The sequence below is a fragment of the Acidisoma sibiricum genome (assembly GCF_057837225.1).
In genome coordinates, this window is sequence record NZ_CM174445.1 from 2,425,007 (window position 1) to 2,444,690 (window position 19,684).

General features: G+C 63.3%; 21 protein-coding genes and 2 tRNA genes. 15 read left to right on the plus strand and 8 right to left on the minus strand.

The window, feature by feature from the left end:
* The first annotated feature begins 300 nt into the window (after positions 1-300).
* Positions 301-657, plus strand: coding sequence for a hypothetical protein (locus AC3G7M_RS11470; RefSeq protein ID WP_489212062.1), 357 nt, complete (start codon positions 301-303; stop codon positions 655-657).
* 26 nt (positions 658-683) lie between these two features.
* Positions 684-890: a hypothetical protein gene (locus AC3G7M_RS11475; RefSeq protein ID WP_489212064.1), complete on the plus strand. Its 207-nt coding sequence runs from the start codon at positions 684-686 to the stop codon at positions 888-890.
* Positions 891-1,002: 112 nt separating this feature from the next.
* On the opposite strand, the gene AC3G7M_RS11480 is transcribed toward AC3G7M_RS11475, so the two are convergent.
* Positions 1,003-1,413 carry a PRC-barrel domain-containing protein gene (locus tag AC3G7M_RS11480; RefSeq protein WP_489212066.1) on the minus strand — a complete coding sequence of 137 codons (411 nt, stop codon included), beginning with the start codon at positions 1,411-1,413 and terminating at the stop codon, positions 1,003-1,005.
* A gap of 97 nt (positions 1,414-1,510) precedes the next feature.
* Positions 1,511-1,822 (minus strand): hypothetical protein, encoded by a 312-nt coding sequence (locus AC3G7M_RS11485; RefSeq protein WP_489212067.1) that lies wholly within the window; start codon positions 1,820-1,822, stop codon positions 1,511-1,513.
* A 168-nt stretch (positions 1,823-1,990) separates the two neighbouring features.
* Between AC3G7M_RS11485 and AC3G7M_RS11490 the strand changes: the two genes are divergently transcribed.
* Positions 1,991-2,383, plus strand: coding sequence for a VOC family protein (locus AC3G7M_RS11490; RefSeq protein WP_489212068.1), 393 nt, complete (start codon positions 1,991-1,993; stop codon positions 2,381-2,383).
* A 63-nt stretch (positions 2,384-2,446) separates the two neighbouring features.
* Here the strand turns inward: AC3G7M_RS11490 and AC3G7M_RS11495 are convergent, their stop codons facing one another.
* From AC3G7M_RS11495 to AC3G7M_RS11505, 3 genes are all read right to left on the minus strand, one after another.
* On the minus strand, positions 2,447-3,343 hold the full coding sequence (locus AC3G7M_RS11495) for a prohibitin family protein (RefSeq protein ID WP_489212070.1): 897 nt from the start codon (positions 3,341-3,343) through the stop codon (positions 2,447-2,449).
* Positions 3,344-3,653: 310 nt separating this feature from the next.
* Entirely contained in the window at positions 3,654-4,001 is a 348-nt protein-coding gene (locus AC3G7M_RS11500; RefSeq protein WP_489212071.1) for a hypothetical protein, read from the minus strand.
* Between the two features lie 255 nt (positions 4,002-4,256).
* A tRNA-Ala gene (locus AC3G7M_RS11505) sits at positions 4,257-4,332 on the minus strand.
* An 81-nt stretch (positions 4,333-4,413) separates the two neighbouring features.
* Between AC3G7M_RS11505 and AC3G7M_RS11510 the strand changes: the two genes are divergently transcribed.
* Positions 4,414-4,872 carry a hypothetical protein gene (locus AC3G7M_RS11510; protein ID WP_489212072.1) on the plus strand — a complete coding sequence of 153 codons (459 nt, stop codon included), beginning with the start codon at positions 4,414-4,416 and terminating at the stop codon, positions 4,870-4,872.
* Here the strand turns inward: AC3G7M_RS11510 and ruvX are convergent.
* Positions 4,869-5,330 carry a Holliday junction resolvase RuvX gene (gene ruvX, locus AC3G7M_RS11515; protein WP_489212073.1) on the minus strand — a complete coding sequence of 154 codons (462 nt, stop codon included), beginning with the start codon at positions 5,328-5,330 and terminating at the stop codon, positions 4,869-4,871. The two genes, AC3G7M_RS11510 and ruvX, sit on opposite strands and share 4 nt — an antisense overlap.
* Positions 5,331-5,382: 52 nt before the next feature.
* Between ruvX and gatC the strand changes: the two genes are divergently transcribed.
* From gatC to AC3G7M_RS11545, 6 genes are all read left to right on the plus strand, one after another.
* Positions 5,383-5,685 carry an Asp-tRNA(Asn)/Glu-tRNA(Gln) amidotransferase subunit GatC gene (gatC, locus tag AC3G7M_RS11520; protein ID WP_489212074.1) on the plus strand — a complete coding sequence of 101 codons (303 nt, stop codon included), beginning with the start codon at positions 5,383-5,385 and terminating at the stop codon, positions 5,683-5,685.
* A gap of 4 nt (positions 5,686-5,689) precedes the next feature.
* A complete protein-coding gene (gene gatA, locus AC3G7M_RS11525; RefSeq protein WP_489212075.1) occupies positions 5,690-7,171 on the plus strand; it encodes an Asp-tRNA(Asn)/Glu-tRNA(Gln) amidotransferase subunit GatA in 1,482 nt (493 codons plus the stop codon).
* Positions 7,171-8,619 (plus strand): Asp-tRNA(Asn)/Glu-tRNA(Gln) amidotransferase subunit GatB, encoded by a 1,449-nt coding sequence (gene gatB, locus AC3G7M_RS11530; RefSeq protein ID WP_489212077.1) that lies wholly within the window; start codon positions 7,171-7,173, stop codon positions 8,617-8,619. The genes gatA and gatB overlap by 1 nt, the downstream gene beginning before the upstream one ends.
* Before the next feature lie 131 nt (positions 8,620-8,750).
* Positions 8,751-8,843: transfer RNA gene (locus AC3G7M_RS11535), tRNA-Ser, on the plus strand.
* 134 nt (positions 8,844-8,977) lie between these two features.
* A complete protein-coding gene (locus tag AC3G7M_RS11540) occupies positions 8,978-9,220 on the plus strand; it encodes a hypothetical protein (protein ID WP_489212078.1) in 243 nt (80 codons plus the stop codon).
* 375 nt (positions 9,221-9,595) lie between these two features.
* Positions 9,596-10,318 carry a DUF3800 domain-containing protein gene (locus AC3G7M_RS11545; protein WP_489212080.1) on the plus strand — a complete coding sequence of 241 codons (723 nt, stop codon included), beginning with the start codon at positions 9,596-9,598 and terminating at the stop codon, positions 10,316-10,318.
* Between the two features lie 388 nt (positions 10,319-10,706).
* Here the strand turns inward: AC3G7M_RS11545 and AC3G7M_RS11550 are convergent, their stop codons facing one another.
* Positions 10,707-11,015 (minus strand): hypothetical protein, encoded by a 309-nt coding sequence (locus AC3G7M_RS11550; protein WP_489212081.1) that lies wholly within the window; start codon positions 11,013-11,015, stop codon positions 10,707-10,709.
* 661 nt (positions 11,016-11,676) lie between these two features.
* On the opposite strand from AC3G7M_RS11550, the gene AC3G7M_RS11555 reads away from it, so the two are divergent.
* The 3 genes from AC3G7M_RS11555 to AC3G7M_RS11565 all read left to right on the plus strand — a co-directional run bounded on the left by AC3G7M_RS11555 (position 11,677) and on the right by AC3G7M_RS11565 (position 15,775).
* The gene (locus tag AC3G7M_RS11555) at positions 11,677-13,368 is read left to right on the plus strand and encodes a PAS domain-containing hybrid sensor histidine kinase/response regulator (RefSeq protein ID WP_489212082.1); all 1,692 of its coding nucleotides are present in this window, start codon (positions 11,677-11,679) and stop codon (positions 13,366-13,368) included.
* A gap of 276 nt (positions 13,369-13,644) precedes the next feature.
* Entirely contained in the window at positions 13,645-14,547 is a 903-nt protein-coding gene (locus AC3G7M_RS11560) for a CatB-related O-acetyltransferase (RefSeq protein ID WP_489212083.1), read from the plus strand.
* Between the two features lie 202 nt (positions 14,548-14,749).
* Entirely contained in the window at positions 14,750-15,775 is a 1,026-nt protein-coding gene (locus AC3G7M_RS11565; RefSeq protein ID WP_489212085.1) for a GNAT family N-acetyltransferase, read from the plus strand.
* Positions 15,776-15,842: 67 nt separating this feature from the next.
* Here the strand turns inward: AC3G7M_RS11565 and AC3G7M_RS11570 are convergent, their stop codons facing one another.
* Complete coding sequence (locus AC3G7M_RS11570; protein ID WP_489212087.1) at positions 15,843-16,295, minus strand: hypothetical protein; 453 nt, start codon at positions 16,293-16,295, stop codon at positions 15,843-15,845.
* Between the two features lie 276 nt (positions 16,296-16,571).
* On the opposite strand from AC3G7M_RS11570, the gene AC3G7M_RS11575 reads away from it, so the two are divergent.
* A complete protein-coding gene (locus AC3G7M_RS11575) occupies positions 16,572-16,961 on the plus strand; it encodes an Hsp20/alpha crystallin family protein (protein ID WP_489212089.1) in 390 nt (129 codons plus the stop codon).
* Positions 16,961-19,414 (plus strand): endopeptidase La, encoded by a 2,454-nt coding sequence (gene lon, locus AC3G7M_RS11580; RefSeq protein WP_489212091.1) that lies wholly within the window; start codon positions 16,961-16,963, stop codon positions 19,412-19,414. Before AC3G7M_RS11575 ends, lon begins: the two co-directional genes overlap by 1 nt.
* Positions 19,415-19,684 lie beyond the last annotated feature (270 nt).

Consider the following 19,684-nt stretch of genomic DNA (forward strand, 5'->3'; position numbering starts at 1 on the left):
TATGATTTGCCGGCATGAAATAGGGCAAAAATAGGGCCGCCTATTCTGGCGCTTTGACTGTCGCTGAACGTGCCATGACACGGCTATGTGAAGTAGAGCCGCCCCAAAAGCGACCAGGGAGATCGTCCCGAAAGACGCCGGTGAACGCGGTTAACCCTTTGATGTCATTGTAATAATAGAGGTGCAATGACAGGCGGCGGTCGCCCGGTCCTGCCGCTGCCCGCGATACTTGAAGAAAATCCGGTCACTTACATATCCGTTCCTGAAAAAAGCTTCGGCCTGTCGAAGTTGGAGGACATCATGAAACGAGAATTTCTGGCCGCCTTGATCGGTGTGTCGGTTATCGCCGCACCGGCTTTCGCGCAGACGACCTATCAAAGCACAACCACGGCTGTGCAGGCGCCGCCTGTCGTCGTGGTGCAGCCGGCACCGCCGCCGCCGATGATACAGCCCGTCGTGCCGCCGCCCGGCGGCACGCTGAGCGTGACGACGACGAAGAAATATCAGGACGCCAATGGCGATTCTGAAACCTCGCAGCAAACGACCTATGGCGGCCCGAATGGCACGGTCTCCCAGGGCCAGTCGACCACGGTCATTCAGCCTGTGCCGCCGCCGGTCACCACCACGACCCGCAGCACCACGACATCTGTTAATTGATCAACATCAATATTAAGGATAATACTATGAGTGGATTGAAAGCGCGTCTGGCTTTTGGTGCGGCACTTCTGGCGGGCGTCGGCTCGCTCGGTGGCTGCGTGATCGCCCCGCCGCCCCCGCCGACCAGCACCACGACCACTGAAAGCACGACAACCACGCCGCCGCCGCCGCCTGTTCTGACCCCTGGCCAGCCGGGCACCACGACAATCACCACGACCTCGCCCGCTCAGTAAATAATATTGAGCTAGCAATTCTATCTGCTGGCGAAGGCTAGTTCGATTGAACGGCTGGTGATGGGCTTATCAAAACCCGTCACCAGCCGTCATCGCGTCAAATCATACGGCGTTATCGGATCGGCAGCGCGCCCAGGCCGGCATCGCCACTGCCGGGCGGCGTGCTGGTGCCGTAATAGTCGTCAATGGCGCGGCTATGGCCGCCCGTCCAGCTACCGATATCCTGCGCTTCATAATTCGGCGCGGATTCGAGCTGCGCGCGGTTGAGATTGACGACATAGCCACTGAGGCGCGTGTCGTAATGCAATTGCTGCCAGGGCAAGGGGTGATAGCGGTCGCCGATCCCTAAGAAACCGCCAAAGCTTAGAACCGCGTAATCGGTTCGGCCCGAGCGCTTGTCTATGACGATGTCATAGACGCTGCCGAGCTTTTCTCCTGCCGGATCGTAAACAGTGCTGCCAGTGACTTGGCTGGCGGCGATTTTGTCGCCCGTTGTGTCGTGCGGGGCCTCGATAGTGGCCATGATTTCCTCCTGTAGCGGCGATGAGCCGCTTCAGGGATCTGGTCAGTGCTGACCGCCGGCACAAGCAGGCGCGCGCCGCGTCAGTCGGGCGCCGCGCTCAATTCGGCGTGTCAGAGGCGGTGGGAGAGGCGAGGAGCAGAGCCCCCTCCAAGGCCGCCTTCAAGGCGCGAGCGGCATGCACGTTCATGCGCAGATGGGCAACGGCGACATGGTCGGAGGCGATCTGTCCGTTCGTGACCGGCATGTCCCGCGTCGCGGTCAAGGTCACCTTGATGATGCCGTTCATGGTGCCGAAGGCCGGGGCATTTTCAAAATAGAGAAAGGGTGCGGCCGCACTGCCGATGGCGGAGATGCCGCCCTGCTGGCTGGGTATGCTTTCGACGGTCAGCGTGCGCTCAGCGTCTGTCACGGCCTGTCTCCCTGCGGTCCAGGCCAGTGTAGGAAGTGAAGATTAAGATTTTTTTGTATCGCCGCCGATCACAGCGGTCTGGCCCTCTATGCCTCCTATCCCGCTTAAGACCTTCACTGTGCTAAACGGATGGACCTTTGTCATTCGGCCCTTGCGGGAGTCCGTCGCATGAAACTCATTCACAGCATGATCCGCGTCCAGGACGATGCGCGATCGATCGCCTTCTATGCCAAGGCCTTCGGGCTCAGGCTGCGTGACCGCTACGATTTCCCTGACTTTGCGCTCATCTATCTCGCCGATGACGAAAGCAGCTTTGAGCTGGAACTGACGCTGAACAAAGGTCGCGTGACACCCTACGCGCTGGGTGACGGCTACGGCCACATTGCGGTCTCGGTGGATGATTTGCAGGCAATCCATGCGCGCCTGTCGGCCGAGGGCTTGGCGCCCACGCCGCTGCGATCTCTGGAGCATGACGGCAAGGCTCTGGCGCGCTTTTTCTTTGTGACAGACCCGGATGGTTACAAGATCGAGGTCCTGCAGCGCGGCGGTAGATTTCTCTGATTGTCGCACTGGGGTGATAGAGCCGGAGGACGTTGAAACGTCAACGCCCTCTGGTTGCGTCCGTCACTTGACTGCGGCCGTCCCGATGAAGGGCAGGGGCGTGTTGCCGCTCATATAGGTCGGCATGACCCCGTTCCAGCGCGACAGCGCACGCAGTTGCAGGATCTCAGGCGTCAAGGAAGCGTTCACCAAAGCATTGGCCTTGGCCTCCGCTTCGGCCTGCAGCACGGTCGCCTGCGCACTGCCGTTGGCGGTCTCGACGGCCGCATTGGCGGCGGCCTTCGCCTGCACCACCTGCTGCTGCGCGCTGATCTGTGTCTGCTGCAGCGTATACTGGGCCTGCAGCGCCTGCTGCTGCGCGACCTGCTTTTCTTCGATGGCCTGCTCGTAGGCCTGGGAGAAGGCGAAATTGGCGACGTTCACGCTCTCGACCGTCAGGTGATAAGGGGCGAGCGACGCCACCACCAGTTCCTTGATTTCGGCATCGATCTTGTCGCGCGAGGTCACCAGTTCCTGCGCGTCGTAGCGCGCGGTGATGGCCTTCACGTCATTGCTGACGGAGGGCGTGATGATGCGCTGCCCGACCGTGTCGAAGGACCGGAAGTTTTGCCAGAAGTAGGACGCCTCGGCCGGATCGATATGGAACGTCACGGCGATCGTCGTCTGCACCGTCTGCAAATCATGCGTCGCCGCCGTCTCGTCGCTGGTGACGGTCTGCGGCTGGGTCGAGACGGTGACGACCGTCTGATAGAAGGGGATCGCGAAATGCAGGCCAGGCTGCAGGGCCTCGGGCTGCACCGACCCGAAGGCGGTTTTCAGACCGACCGTGCCGGACTGCACGCTATAGAAGGGGTTCAGCGCGACCAGCGCGACAACCACGACCAGGACGCCGATGCCGGCGATGACGAGGCGCTGGTAAGGGGCGGGGGGCGCGGAGCCGTAAGGGGGCGGGAGACGCATGCTCTGCCTTCTTTCGTTGTTCTGCCGGCACTATACAGGCGACCTTGCGCGGCCGCAGTGGACCACTGCCATGCTCCGCAGGCTCACCTTCATCTCAACGGTCCATCGCGGGATCTGGTAAGGTAGCTTGCACCATCGGACAACCGTGGCGCCGCTGTCGCGAAAGCAGTGGCAACAGCATCGGCCCGACCAATGAACATGCGGCGCTTCATGCGATCAAAATGGCGGAACGGCTTTGCCGCATTGGTGGGGTCCGACCTGGTCTGGGGATTGTGGCTGGCACGCTGGTAACAGCCAATCCCTCGACCGGTTATCGCTTGCGGTACCGGTCCAGACTGACGACCCGGCCATCCTGGTCTATCGTCGCCGGCTCGTCCGGCACGGGTGCAGGCGGCGGCATGGGGTAGGCGTCTCCGGCATCGGGATTGCCTGATAGGCCGCTGGCCTCCTCCAAGGGATAGGGCTGCGTTTCCGCCGGCGCCGACAGCGATATTCGGTTGATGCTGATCGCCGAACATGCGAGCGCGCCTACGATCGACGCGCCCTCGATGCCGCCGAGATAGATCAGCACGAGCCGTGGCAGAAACAGGCCGGATGCCTGGACCCAGACGCATCCCAGCAACACGAGGATGCAAAGCACCGTCGCCGGGCTGAACATCCAGGGTCCCCAGAAAAACCGCCGCATTCCGTCTGCTCGCCGCCATGTGAGACCATAAGCCAGGCACGAAGAACGTCAGGCTCTTTTGCGTGGGCAACCAGCCTGCGCCCAGGTCGCCGTGACATCGGCTATGGCGCCAGCTCACGTTTTCCCTGGCCCAGGAACTGCGTGCAGAGGCGCGATACTATTTTAAACGGAAGGAAATCCCGCACGGGCCGGTAAGGCTGATATCATCAGTATCTTACCGGCAGGGGGTGGTGGAGCCAATCGGAATCGAACCGACGACCTCCTGAATGCCATTCAGGCGCTCTCCCAACTGAGCTATGGCCCCGCCGTGCGGTGAGCGGCATATAGACGGGCCTTATGGCGCCGATCAAGCCCCCTCTTTCCGAAACCTGTCACAATCAGATGCATGGCTGACACCCTATCCTCCCCGGTTTTGCGACAGGTCCTGATGGAATCAGAGGCCTGCACGAACTTTTATGCGCTGCGCCTCTGGGCGGCGGCCTGTGGCACGCCGATTCCGGCTTGCGACGGCGCGGCCCACGATTCGGCGCGGGCCTTGGTCCAGGCTTTTGCCGGACGGTCCGATATTCCGCCGCGTCTGCTCGCCGGCCTGCTGCTGGCGGCAGATCTCAGACCGGATGATCGTCTGTGGATGGAGGGGCCGGCACCCGTTTGGCTGCCGCAGGCGCTGTCGCTCACCGCCGGGCGTGCGCCCGCGCCGGATACGGCCACCGTTCTGGTCACACACAGCCTGCCTGAATTTCTGCCACCGGCCATCCGGCGGATCATCCTCACAGGCGGGCCGGGCGGGCAGGGGACGCCACCACCCGGCGTCACCGTCACCCAGGCCGCGGATTGGGCCTAACTGCGGGAATCGAGCGCGGATTGCAGAATGCGGGCCGCCGCCATCCGGTCCACCACCGCCGCCCGGCGCTTGCGGCTCATATCCATCTCGCCGATCAGTACCTCATGCACCTCGGCCGTGGTCAGCGTCTCATCCCACAAGGCCGCGGGCAGGCCGATCGCGCCCGACACCGACCAGGCCCAGTCGCGCGCCGCCTGGGCGGCCGGGCCCATGCGGCCGTCCTCGCCCAAAGGCAGGCCGATCACCAGCCCGCCCACGCCTTCGCGCAGGATGATGCGGCCCAATTGTTCCACAATGCCGGACATCTTGCCGCGCGTGATGCTGCCGAAGGGGCTTGCGACTTTCAGCCGCACATCCGATAGCGCAACGCCGATCGTCTTCGATCCGGGGTCGAGGCCGATCAGCCGTTCGTCCTGCGCGAGCCCCGCGCATAGGTCCTCGAAGTTGATGACTGTCATGGCGGCCTTTATGGTCCGCCGCACTTCAAACCCCAAGGACCCTTTTTGCTCCATGGCCTCTTCATCCGCCCCGCTCGACCCTGCCGTCGTCCGCCGCATCGCCCGGCTGGCGCGTATCCGCCTGGCCGATGAGGATGTCGCCCAACTGCAAACGGAGCTTGGTTCCATCATCGGCTGGATCGAACAGCTGAATGAGGTCGATGTCTCCGGCGTCGATCCGCTGGCCAATATCGGTGCGGCGGCGATGACCATGCGCGAGGATGTCGTGACCGACGGCCATCAGACCGAGGCCGTGCTCGCCAATGCCCCCGCCCGTTCCGGGCCTTTCTTCACCGTGCCTAAGGTCGTGGAATAAGACGATGACATTGGAATTCACCCTCGCCAGCGCTCGCGCGGCGCTGCTCGACCGCAGCATCTCCTCCCGTGAGCTGACCCAGGCGCATCTGGACGCCATCACGGCGCTGGACCCCAAGCTGCATGCCTTCATCACCGTGACGGGCGATCAGGCGCTGGCCCAGGCCGATGCCGCGGATGCCGCCCTCGCCCGCGGCGATGCTGGTCCGCTGACCGGCCTGCCGGTCGCCATCAAGGACGTGTTCTGCACCCAGGGCGTGACGACCACGGCGGGCAGCCGTATTCTGGAGCCCTTCGTGCCGCCTTATGAGAGCACGGTGACACGCCATATGCTGCGCGACGGCGCGGTGTTTCTGGGCAAGCTCAATCTCGATGAATTCGCCATGGGCTCGGCGACCACCAATTCGGCCTTCGGCGCCACCATCAATCCCTGGCAGCGCACGGGCAGCGACACGCCGCTGGTGCCGGGCGGCTCCTCCGGCGGATCGGCCGCCGCGGTCGCCGCGGGCATGGCGCTCGCCGCGACGGGCACGGATACCGGCGGCTCCATCCGCCAGCCCGCCGCCTATTGCGGCATCGTCGGCATCAAGCCGACCTATGGCCGCTGCTCGCGCTACGGCATCGTGGCTTATGCCTCCTCGCTCGATCAGGCCGGTCCCTTTGCCCGCACGGTGGAGGATGCCGCCATTCTGCTCGGCTCCATGGCGGGCCATGACCCCAAGGACAGCACCAGCGTGCCCCGCGCGGTGCCGGATTTCGCGGCGGCTACACAGCGCGGCGTGAAGGGTCTGAAAATCGGCGTGCCGCGCGAATACCGCGCCGACGGCATGCCGGCCGAGATCGAAGCGCTGTGGGCGCAGGGGCTGGACTGGCTGCGCCAGCAGGGGGCCGAGATCGTCGACGTCTCCCTGCCGCATACCAAATACGGTCTCGCCACCTATTATATCGTGGCGCCGGCCGAGGCCTCCTCCAACCTCGCGCGCTATGACGGCGTGCGCTACGGGTTGCGCGTGCCCGCGCATGATCTGACCGATCTCTATGAGGAGACCCGCGCGGCGGGTTTCGGGCCGGAAGTGCGCCGGCGCATCCTGATCGGCACCTATGTGCTCTCGGCCGGCTATTACGACGCCTATTACCTCAAGGCGCAGAAGGTTCGTGCGCTCATCCTGAAAGACTTCACCGACGCCTTCACCCAGGTCGATGCGCTGCTGACGCCGACGGCGCCTTCGGCGGCTTTTGCGATCGGTGAGAATGCCGATGACCCGGTGCAGATGTATCTGAACGATATCTTCACGGTGCCCGCCTCCATGGCCGGCATCCCCGGCATGTCGGTCCCTGCCGGGCTGGACGCGCAGGGCCTGCCCTTGGGCCTTCAGGTCCTGGGCCGCCATTTCGACGAGGAGACGGTATTCGCCGTCGGCGCCGCGCTGGAGCGGGCAGCCGGCTTCACCGCCAAGCCCCAGATCCGTGCGGGGGAGGCCGCGTAATGTCCTATATCATCGAAGGCCGCACCGGCCCCTGGGAACTCGTCATCGGGCTGGAAGTCCATGCCCAGGTGATTTCCAAGGCGAAACTCTTCAGCGGCGCCTCCGCCACCTATGGCGGCGAGCCGAATGACCATGTGAGCTTCGTCGATGCCGGCTTCCCCGGCATGCTGCCGGTCATCAACGGCGAATGCGTGGCGCAGGCGGTGCGCACGGGCCTCGGCCTGAACGCCCAGATCAACCTGGTCAGCCGTTTCGACCGCAAAAACTATTTCTATGCCGATCTGCCGCAGGGTTATCAGATCAGCCAGTTCGCCCATCCGATCGTGGGCAAGGGCGTGATCGATATCGAGCTGGACAGTGGCGAGCTACGCCAGATCGGCGTGACCCGCCTGCATCTGGAGCAGGACGCCGGCAAGTCGATGCATGATCAGCATCCCGCCCAGTCCTTCATCGATCTCAATCGCGCCGGCGTCGCGCTGATGGAGATCGTGTCCGAGCCCGATATGCGCTCGCCCGAGGAAGCGGGCGCCTACCTGCGTAAGCTGCGGACGATTCTGCGCTACCTGGGCACCTGCGACGGCAATATGGAGGAAGGCTCCATGCGCGCTGACGTGAACGTGTCCGTCCGCAAGGCCGGCGAAGACTTCCGCACGCGCTGCGAGATCAAGAACGTCAATTCCGTGCGCTTCGTCATGCAGGCGATCGAGGTTGAGGCCGCCCGTCAGGTCGAGATCTGGGAATCCGGCGGAACGGTGGACCAGGAGACGCGGCTCTACGACCCGGCGCGGGGCGAGACGCGGTCCATGCGCAGCAAAGAAGACGCGCATGACTATCGCTACTTCCCCGACCCCGACCTGCTGCCGCTGGTGATCGAACAGGCTTGGGTGGATGGTCTCGCGGCCGCGCTGCCGGAACTGCCGGACGCCAAGAAGGCCCGCTTCATCAGCCAATACGGCATCCCCGCCTATGATGCAGGCGTGCTGGTGATGGAACAGGCGACCGCTGATTTCTATGAGACGCTGGCGCGTGGCCGCGACGGCAAGGCCGCATCGAACTGGATGCTGGGGGATTTCTTCGCGGGTCTGAACCGGCTGGGCAAGACCATCGAGACCAGCCCGATTTCGGCCGAGACGCTGGGCGGCCTGCTCGACCTCATCGCCGACGCCACCATCAACGGCAAGATCGCCAAGGAGGTCTTGGAGGCGATGATGGAGACGGGCGAAACGGCTGCCGCCATTGTCGAAGCGAAGGGGCTGCGGCAGGTGACGGATACCGGCGCGATCGACGCGGCGGTGGATGCCGTGCTCGCCGCCAACCCGGACAAGCTGGCGGAATATAAGGCCGGCAAAGAAAAACTGTTCGGCTTCTTCGTCGGCCAGGTGATGAAGGCGATGGCCGGCAAGGGTAACCCCGCGCTGGTCAACGAGGCGATCAAGCGCAAGCTGTAAAACGCGCGCGCGCCTGCCATTCAGCTATGCATCCCGGCCCGCATGGGCCGGGTTCGGGATGCATTGACCGGGCCGGGGGCCGCCGCTAGAAGAGGCTTGCAAACGTCGTGTAATGGTTTGCTTCTCCCGGCGGAGGGGTGGCCGAGTGGCTGAAGGCGGCGGTTTGCTAAACCGTTGTACAGGGTCAACCTGTACCGTGAGTTCGAATCTCATCCCCTCCGCCAGCAGACTGCAACTTTCCAAAATCGATGTCCGCTGAAAGTGAGCCAGTTTGATGCTCACTGTGTCACCTTTTGGGTCGCCTGCGCGTGTTGGGTTTGGACTCGCCTGTCGCCAGATGTTCCGATAATGTTCTCACTTGACAACCGAGCCAGAACCGCGCACGCCCAGCCGCAGCGACGACGATATCTTGCACACCATCTCGCACGCGCTGCTGTATCGCGGCCGGAAGCGCGCCGACGCGGATACAGCGAGCCTCGGCGCCAAGCTGCTGGCAGAGCGTGTGCTAGAGGCGCTGCGCCAAGGATATGAGATCAAACCAAAGCCGCCGGTGGCTCTCAGGACGGCCGAGGACCTGAGTGCCATGTACAAGCCTCGGTGACAGCCGGCCATACGGATAGTGAAGAAACAAGCCCGGCCGCCGGAGCGACCGGGCGCTACTTTGCTGGCAAAGACGCGTGGTTCTGAAGGCGACGGCCACCCTGGATTGGATGTTTCGCAGGGCATGCGCCGCGGCCAGGGTGCATAACCTGAATTTCCACGACAGCCGGTGCGAGGCCAGATCCGGGAGATTTCGCCGACAAGTTAGGGTGACGCTACTGGGGCAATGCCCCTGATCGAGCTCGAGCGACGACTTTGCCGCAGTCGGTATGGTCCCAAGGACTGCACGTCGCCTGTGAGCTATGATTGTCCGAAGTATAAATTTCTGCCGAGGAAATGCCCTAATATAAGCAGGCTAAGCAAACGGGATATGCCAATGTATTATATCTACGTAGACGAGGCTGGGACTGCAGAGAATGAGCCCGTTACGGTTGTGATAGGAATAATAATACAGGCTGACGACGGATGGTCGAAAGCAGCCGAACATGTTCGGCTGTTAATCAAAGAGTTTGTCCCCGAAAAATTCAGAGAAGGTTTTATTTTTCACGCGAAGTCTGTCTGGGGAGATAAGCGATACCGAGATGAATGGCCGATGGAGGAGCGCTTAGCCTTTATTAGCGCAATGGTCTCGTTGCCCCGAGAGCTCGGATTGGCAATATCCCTTGGCAAAGTCCGCCGAGATTCTTTGTCAGCAATTGAACGGCTATCAAAGTCAGATTCTGATCATTTAATGGCTTTTGCAGCCTGCTTGTGGCGATCCAACAAATATGTTCAGGACTGGGGAAAAAAGAACGAGATAGCTACTGTGGTGGCCGAAGACGTTCCCGAAAAGAGACAAAAACTCAAATTGATTCTGGATATGGTGAGAGCCAACGATGGGACACCGGCCGATCCGGATTTCATACATTTGACGGAAGAAGAAAAAATTCGGGGCCAGATACTTCAGACGAGGTCTAAGAAAGTGGACAGGATAATTGATACGATCCACTTTGTTACCAAAGAAGAGGCGCCCCTGATACAGATTGCAGACGCATGCGCTTTTGTTTTTCGAAGGTTCTTGCAAAGCAAGATTATGGAGAGTTCTGGATTAACGCTATGATGGGAGGCCATCTCAACTGGCCGGATTGGCAAGGGCCAGCCTCGGAGATGACTTTCAGTTTCAATAAGAAACACAGATACAGAGGATTTACAATGCACAGAGGACTCGTGCCTTTAGTGAATCTTCGAGGGTTGTTGCGTGGGAGACCAGTTCCGAAAGAATAGTTCTGAACACTCAAATCAAGCTATGTTGAGAGTTCGCAAGCGAAGCATTAGACAAAATGCGCAAAAAGTCGAAGAATTCTGTGCTTGCTACACTGACTGTTATTTTGCGGAGGGTCTAGGAGATCGGATTGCCACCAAAGTAGGATCACCTAAGGCAGCCAAACTGTAATTATGGTATCGGCAACGGCAGCAATATTTGTGGCAGTCGCAGCTGGAGTTAGTGGCTATCGGGGGTTTGTCGCGCGACAAACTGAGGAAGTATCTACTAGAGCCATGACCAGGCCGGCCCGGTTCGTGGGATCAAGCCGCCCTGCCTGGATGTCGGCGACGATCTTGGACGAGGCATTCTGTGCCGCTGCCTGCACTATCGCATTGGCGCCGACGATCAGCTTCTGATTCTCGGTGGTGCGGAGCACCGCAAGATGGGCGCTGAGCCACTTCAGGCCAAAGCCAACGCCTGCCGTAATGGCGAGGCCGGCCCCGCGGTGACGGGCCCCCTCGGCGAGAGGTTGCAGGATGGGGGTGAAGTCCATTGCTGGTCTCCTTACGACGCGGCCGGGGTGACGCCGTTGCCGGGCGCCGCGGTGAGTAGGTAGAGCGTCAGGCTTGTGATCGCGCTGCTCTCAGCGGCCTTGAGCGCGTCGGTCGGGTTGGCCTCGGCGGAGGCGACAGCAACGCGGAGGACCCGAGTAAGGCCATCGAGGAGTACAACGACCGGCAATACAATCAACCCGTCGAGGAGCCTGCGCCAGATCCAGTCACACCGATTGGTGGTGACAACGGTTTCTACGGATCAAACCATGGGGTAGGGGATTCTGGGGCGGGGGATTCCGGGTCAGGAGATTAAAGGAAGACGATCGCAGCCTTCGCATGATGCTGCGTCATGAAGGCCGTGCGCCAAGCGCGTTCTGCTGCAGAGGTTTGCTCAAGGCCTAGACGATATCGGTAGAGAAACATGTTTATGTGCCGGACCTTGATATAGAGGCTCCATGCTTTCGGATGTCGCTCCGACACTCAATGGAACACGATTGGCTGTCTCGGTCCCAAGGACAGATCACGCCGGGTCCCGGACAACGAATGGCAGAGGCCCCCCCCACCTCACAAAAACTTCAAAGCAGTTAACCATTCCGAAAGAGCGGTCGGATTTAGAAGGCGCCAGCGCTCCGCCCTGGGACATTGATGCTGGCATTCGCGATGACGTCTTTTTCTGATCCTCTGCGGTCTCCGGCAGACCTGCGGCAGGCAGGCGCCGACGGCGCGCTCCATCTGCTCACGGAAGCCGAAGCCCTGCAGGCCGCGCTTGAGATCGCCCATACCGGCGCCTGGGGCTGGGACGAGATCACCCGCACCAAGCTCTGGCCGGCGCAGACCAAAGCCATCTTCGGCCTGCCGCCCACGGTCGAGATGACGCGCGAGCTGTTCGTCAGCATGCTGCACCCGGATGACGTTGCGGTCTATCGCGCCGCCTGGGCCGCGGCGATCGACCCCGACGGCACGCAGATCTATCAGGCCACCTACCGCATCCGCCGCGCGCATGACGGCGAGGAACGCTGGATCAGCTCCCGCGCCCGCGTGACCTTTGTCGACCGCATGCCGGTGCGGGTCTTCGGCGCCATGCGGGATATCACCGAAGACCGCATCACGCTCGAAAGGCTGCGCACGGCAGAGACCGAGCTGCGCGCGCTCAACGGCGCCCTGGAAGACCGTGTGCGCCAGGAGATTGAGGCCCGCGAGGCGGTTCAGGCCTCGCTCGCCCGCGCTGAAAACCTTGCCGCCCTGGGCCGGCTCGCCGCGGGCATCGCGCATGATTTCAACAACATGCTGCAGATTATTCTCGGCGCCACCTCGGTCATCGCCCAGCGCCCGCATGAGACCGAGAAAGTCGCCCGCTATGCCGGGGTCATCGAGGGCACGGCGGAACGGGGGGCGTCGGTCACCGCACGGCTTTTGGCCTTTGCCCGCCAGGCGGAGCTGCGGGCCGAGGCGCTGGATCTTCGGCCCCTGCTGACGGGGCTGCGCGATGTCGTCAGCCACAGCATGGGCGATGCCATGTCGCTGCGGCTGGATCTCGCGCCTGAACTGCCGCCCGTGCTGGCGGACAAGGGCCAGTTGGAAACCGTTCTGATCAATCTCGCCGCCAATGCGCGGGATGCGATGGCGGCGGCAGGTGAAATAACGCTCTCGTCTGTGCTGGACCGCGTCGGGCCGGATCACAGAACGGGTCTGCCGCCCGGCTGGTATCTGCGCCTCTCAGTTGCCGATACCGGTCATGGCATGGACCCCGCAACCCTCGCCCATGCGGCCGAACCCTTCTTCACAACCAAGGCGGTCGGCAAAGGCACCGGCCTTGGTCTCGCCATGGCACGTGGCTTCGCCGAGCAATCGGGCGGCCGGATGGTGATCGAAAGCAGGCCGGGGCAGGGCACCACCGTGACGCTCTGGCTGCCTGCCGCCGACAGCACGGCCGCCGCCTGTGCGGCCGAGGTGGCAGAGACAGCCAGCCCCGTCTTTTCGCGGCGCCTGTGCGCTCTGCTGGTGGATGACGAAGACACGGTGCGGGACGTGCTGGCGGACCAGCTCACCCTCTGCGACATCGAGGTCATCAAGATCGCCGATGCGCAGGCGGCTTTGGTCCGGCTGCAGCAGCCGGACAGGCTGGATGTGCTGATCACGGACTATTCCATGCCGGGCATGAATGGCGTCTCCCTCATCAAGGAGGCCAAGCATCTTTGTCCGCAGCTCCCGATGATCCTGCTCAGTGGCTATGCGGGCAACAGCGCCATCCGCTCCCTCATGCATGAGGCGGACCCCTCGATCATCTTCCTCAACAAGCCGATCACCGGCCTCCGGCTGGCGCAGCACATCACCGGACTTGTCGCGGCTTAGGGTCAGATCGCGGACGATGTCCTTGCAGCCGTATCCATCCCGGCGAGACCCTGTGGGTTGCGACCGTGACGGCACGGGAACGCGCCGCGGCGGGGGCGCCATGGCCTGGACGCAGTTCGGCCGCACGCACCTTGAGCGGATACATGGCAGGTCCGGGCTCAAAAACGATGCGGCAGGCTGGCCGGGCGCTGTCGCTTCACCATTGCCTCGACCGCTCAAACCTAGTCTGATTGGTGCTGTGTTTCGGTCTGGTCGAGCGTGGGACGTATGAGACAAATGGATAGGCAGGCGGCTTTGCCCAGGCTTCGGCTGACCACCGATCTTGTCGTGGACAGGCTTTGGCTTCTGCAGGATCTGACCGGCCAGACAATCGATCGGCGTCTCAGCTTCCGCAAGGACGGCACCATCGCGGGTGATGACGGCCACGATCCGCTCCGGTGGGAGATTAAGGACGGATGCCTCAGACTGCTCACTGACCGTCATGACCGGGTCATTGAGTTTGCCGAGTCTGCACGGGTCGACGGCAAGCTTCTCCTGACCGGCCATGGCACCGATGCCGACACGGCATCCTTTGCGATGAAGGAACTTAAAAGCACCCAGCGCTTCAATCACACCAAGGAAGCGTTTGCGGATCAGATCAGGAAATACGGCTGGTCGATCGGGGACCACACCTATGGCACTCCGACCGTCGCAAACGAAGGACTGGCGAAGCTCCAAATCGGCAAATACTGCTCGATCGCTGGCGGGGTCAGCATCGCGCTCGATAATCACCGCGCCGATACGATGACCACCTATCCTTTCAAGGGTCTTCGGAAATACTGGGAACATGTCCCTGCTGATGTGGAAGACCATGCCAGCAAAGGCGACGTCGTCATCGGCAATGACGTGTGGATCGCAGCCGACGCCTTCATCGGGTCCGGCGTGACCATCGGCGACGGCGCCATTCTGGGCGCCAAAACCATCGTGACCAGCGATGTTCCGGCCTATGCCGTGGTCGTCGGAAACCCGGGCCGGATCATCCGCTATCGCTTTGACCCCGAGATCATCGCGGAGCTTCAGCGCCTGGCCTGGTGGGACTTGCCCGATGAGAGTGTGGACGGGCTTCTGCCTCTGTTGCTGGGGACGGATGTGCATGCCTTTCTGTCGCGGCTTCGCGGCATTCGCCAGGCTCTGCAATAGCAGGCAAAGGTTTGAGTCTTGGCTGCCGGCAAGGTTTGGACGCTGCCGAAAGCGGTAGCCGGGCGCGCACACTCATCCGAACTGAGGTGCCCAAGCCCTTGGGTGTACCAACTCTGGCGGCATAGCCATCAAGCGCCAAATCAGGCTAGATGCCGCACAGCATGATAGCCAGTTCAGGTGTTTGCTGAGCCAGGAGTAGGATGTGTCGCAAGCACTGATGGCGCGTGGGCCAGTATTGCGTCCAGAAATAGGCCGTAAGGCTGCGGCTGAATATTTGGATGTCGTGCAGCGGCCGGACACAGGTCTTCCCAGCGCGACGATCTTTCATGAGCCGTGGTGGCTGGATGCGGCCAGTGACGGCGGCTATGAGGAAGCCTCCGTCACCGTGAATGGCGCCGTCGCGGCGCGCCTGCCGTATCAGCGGCGACGGACGCCCGGCCGCCAGACGGCGCTGGTCATGCCGGCGATGACCCATGTTCTGGGCCCGTCCATCACGCCGGATCTGCCCGGCGGCGATGTCAGCCGCGCGCTGCGGGAGTTCTCGCTCTGTGGAGAGTTGATCGAACAACTTCCGAAGGCGTCTCACATCTGGTTCGCCATGCACCGCAAGGTCACGAACACGCTGCCCTTCGCGGCCGCCGGATTCGATCTGGGCGTGCGCTTCACATCGGAAATCGCGCCGGACAGCCGAGATGCGCTGTGGCGCCGGATGCGGGACAAGACGCGCAACGTGATCCGCCGCGCCGAAGAAAGCCTGAGCGTGGAGACGACCGCCGACGCGACGGTCTTCTTCGATGTCTACCGCGACAATTTGCGCCGCCGTGGCCTGTCGAGCAATTACGACCTCGCTCTCTGCAGCAAGGTCATGCAAGCCTGCATCGACCGCGGGCGTGGCCGTGCGATCATGGCCGTCGATGCGGCGGGTGCGGTTCAGGCCGCGATCTTTACCGCCTGGGATGACGAGGCCGAATACTACCTCATGTCCACCCATGCGCCGACGTCCGGCAATGGCGCGACCAGTCTGCTGATCTGGACGGCCGTGCAGGCGGCGGCCGCGCAAGGCCGCGTGTTCGACATGGACGGGGTCGACACCAACAGCAACCGCCTGCTCATCACGGGTTTCGGCGGCGTGCTCAAGCCGCGCTATGTGGTCAGCACAAGCTCACGCACGTTTCAGGCCGCCCAGATCATGAAAAAAACCATCACCCGCGTTTTGCGCAGGCGATAGAGACATGACCGATCAAAGCCCAACAGGCGGCGCCGCGCCCTGGCCGGCGCGGCCTGACGGTCCCAGCCTATTGCTTATAGGGCGGCACGGCGCCGCCGGTGCCATGGGGTTCGTCATCATCATCATCTGATGAAAACGGCGCCGGTTTCGGCAGCACGGCGACTTGCAGTGTCTCCAGCATGGTCTGTGGCATCGGGCTCGGCAGACGAAAGGTCATTATCGCACCGGCGCCGAAGGTCACCGACATCGCCAGCGCGCCAGGCTCCTCGGGGATGGACAGAAACTCGACCCAGGAGGCATTGAAGGCCGTGAGCGCATGATTGCGCAGCTGCTCCTCCCGCTCGGCGGCGAATTCCAGCCCTGCGGCGCGCGCCAGGAAGGGCGCCGCGCTGGTCGGCAGCATGAGCCATAAATTCTGCCCGGACGCGGCTTCCACCAGCATCAGCAGCTGCTTTTCCGGCTCCATAACCTTGACTTCAAGAACCTTGACCAAGGGCAGTCCGGGGATCTGATCGCTCATCGTGCACTCGACATTGCCTGCCGCCACCAGACACGCTTGGCGCGGAGGCATCAACTGATCTTTTGCACTGCGGCAAAGCCCGTTGCCCGACAGACCGTGGGGCGCAACGATCGGGACCTCCTGGCCGCCCGCTCGTCCTGACAGGACATGAGTAGTTTCCGATCCTGGTATCCTCGCACCGGGGGTTCCATCCCTGCAGCAGGACCGATGCCTCATAGCCCCGCCGCGATCTGAGGGGCGGGGGCTCGGCCCCGTAATGGCAGGAAAGGACGCTGCATGCCGCGCTCCGGCTTGGATATCATGTGGTCCGAAACCTTGACCGTCGTCGCCCGCGGCGAACGTCAGCCGCGGGAGGTCTTCCGTCTGACCGAAAGCGGCTGGGAGCCGCCGGTTGACGTGGTTGAGACGGCGGCCGGCCTGCTGGTCATCATCGCCCTTCCCGGCGTGCGGGCGGACGAGATGCAGATCGTCATCGGCGACAGCGAATTGACCGTCAGAGGCCTGCGCCGCTGGCCCATGCCGCAGCAGCGCGCCCGTGTCCATCGCATAGAGCTGCCGCATGGGCGGTTTGAACGCCGCCTGCCGCTGCCGCCAGGCGAATACGCGTTTGTCGGCCAGGAGCACACGGATGGCTGCCTCATCCTGACCTTGAAGAGGCTTGTCTGATGGACGTCCCCACGCAGCCGATCGAGATTGAGACCACGGGATCTGAAGCGCTGATCCTCGTGCCGATGACCGATGCCGTCCTGCTGCCCGGCACGGTGATGCCGCTCGCGATCAGCCGGCCCGCCGTCGCGGCATCCTTGCAGGATGCCGCACGCACCGAACAGCATGTCGTCCTGGTGTTGCAGCGGGAGCCTTTCGCCGAGAGTCCCGGTATGGCGGACCTGCACGCGGTCGGCACCGAGGCGCGGCTGCTGCGCTATTTCACCGGGCGCGACGGCTCGCATAATGCCATCGTGCAGGGTATCGGGCGTGTCCGCATCACGGCCCTGGTCGAAGGCGCGCCGCACCAAAGCGTGGCCGTCGACCGCATCATCGAGCCGGTCGGCCATGGCACGGAAATCGACGCGCGGGTGCATCAGCTGCGCGAGCGCAGCCTGGCGATTCTCGCCCTCAACGACCGTGCGCCGCAGGAACTGGCGGCGACCATCGGTGCGATCGACGGCGCCGGCGCGCTGGCGGATTTCGTCATCAGCCTCATCGACATCCCGCCCGCGGAAAAGCAGGAGGTGCTGGAGGCCGTCGATCTGCTGCCGCGCCTTGACCTCGCCATCGCCCGGCTGACCTACCGCTACGAGGTGCTCAAGCTGTCGCATGACATCGGGCAGCAGACCCGTCAGGCGATGGAGGGCCGCAACCGGGAGTTCCTGCTCCGGGAGCAGCTGAAGGCCATTCAGAAGGAGCTGGGCGAGACGGACGATACCGCGCCGGACTTGGGCGACCTCGCCCGCGCCCTCGACGACAGCGGCATGCCGGAGGAGATCGCGGCCCAGACGCGGCGGGAACTGCGGCGCCTGGAACGGATGCCGGAAGGCGCGGCGGAGGCCGGGATGGTGCGCACCTACCTGGAATGGATGACGGAATTGCCGTGGCGGGTGGCGCCCGAGGCACCGATCGACATCGGTCTCGCCCGCGATATCCTCAACGAGGATCACTATGACCTCGAGAAGATCAAGCGGCGCATTTTGGAATATCTCGCCGTCCGCAAGCTCAACCCCGATGGCCACGGCCCGATCCTGTGCTTCGTCGGTCCCCCCGGCGTCGGCAAGACCTCTCTGGGCCAGTCCATCGCGCGCGCGATCGGCCAGAAATTCGTTCGCGTCAGCCTGGGCGGCGTGCATGACGAGGCCGAAATCCGCGGCCATCGCCGCACCTATGTTGGTGCCATGCCGGGCAATATCATCCAGGCGCTACGGCGTGTGGGCGCGCGCAACGGCGTCGTCATGCTCGATGAAATCGACAAGCTTGGCGCGGGCGGCTTCCAGGGCGATCCGGCCTCGGCCCTGCTGGAAGTGCTGGACCCCGAGCAGAATGCGACCTTCCGCGACGCCTATCTCGGCGTGCCCTTCGACCTCAGCCGCGTGCTCTTCATCGCCACCGCCAATGTGCTGGATACCATCCCAGGGCCCCTGCGCGACCGCATGGAGGTGGTGCGCCTCTCGGGCTATACGGCCGAGGAGAAGGTCGCGATCGCCCGTGGCCATCTCATTCCGCGCCAGCTGCATCGCAACGGCCTGCCGGCAGGCTCGGTCGTGCTGGACGATGCGGGGCTCAACCTGCTGATTGACGGCTATACCCGCGAAGCCGGCGTGCGCAATCTGGAGCGTGAAATCGGCGCCGTCTTCCGCAGCGTCGCCGTCCGTGTCGCTGAGGGCACAACCATCACGCTACCGCCCGACGCGGGCGAAGGGGCGGTGCCGCATCTGGTCATCAGCGCGGATGAAATCATCACCATCCTTGGCGCGCCGCGCTTCGATGCGGATGTCGCGCAACATACCGCGATGCCGGGTGTCGCCACGGGCCTTGCCTGGACGCCGGTCGGCGGCGACATCCTGTTCATCGAGGCAAGCCGCGTGCTGGGCACCGGCAAGCTCATCCTGACCGGCCAACTGGGCGACGTCATGAAGGAAAGCGTCCAGGCGGCGATGAGCCTGCTCAAGAACCGTGCGGCCTCGATGGGGATTGATGAGGCACTCTTCACCAATAGCGACGTGCATGTGCATGTACCGGCCGGTGCCACGCCCAAGGACGGACCCTCGGCGGGTGTTGCCATGTTCACGGCCCTCGCCTCGCTGATGACCGGCCGCATCGTGCCGCCGACGACGGCCATGACCGGAGAAATCAGCCTGCGCGGCCTGGTGCTGCCTGTGGGCGGCATTCGCGAAAAGGTCATCGCGGCGGCCCGCGCCGGCATCGACACCGTGCTGCTGCCGGCGCGTAACCGGCGCGACCTGGACGATATTCCGCAAACGGCGCGTGACCGGCTGCGCTTCGTGTGGCTGGAGACGATCGACGATGCGGTCGCGGCCACCATCGGCGGCGGCACTGCCCCCGCGGACGATGTCCTGCCACCCGCGCCGCCAAGGACGCATCGGCGTGAGGTGGGCGCGGTGTGAGTTGCTGCCTCAATGTGTCGTCCGATCGGTCGCCGCAGGTGCAGGCGTCCAGCGTGCGCGGACAACTCTAGCGGGCGGCTTCGCTGAACAGCTGCGTCTGAAAGCCGACGAAGGCCGCCCGTATGACGGGTGCCGCTGGGAGACCTTGGCCGGCGCGTCGGCCAAGGTCTCCTAGCGTCTGGTAGCGCAGCGCCACCGCCTCCCCCGGGAAGCAAGACGATATTGCCGTCCCAGCAACCATCCCCATCTTTTCAGGAGAACGAACGGCCA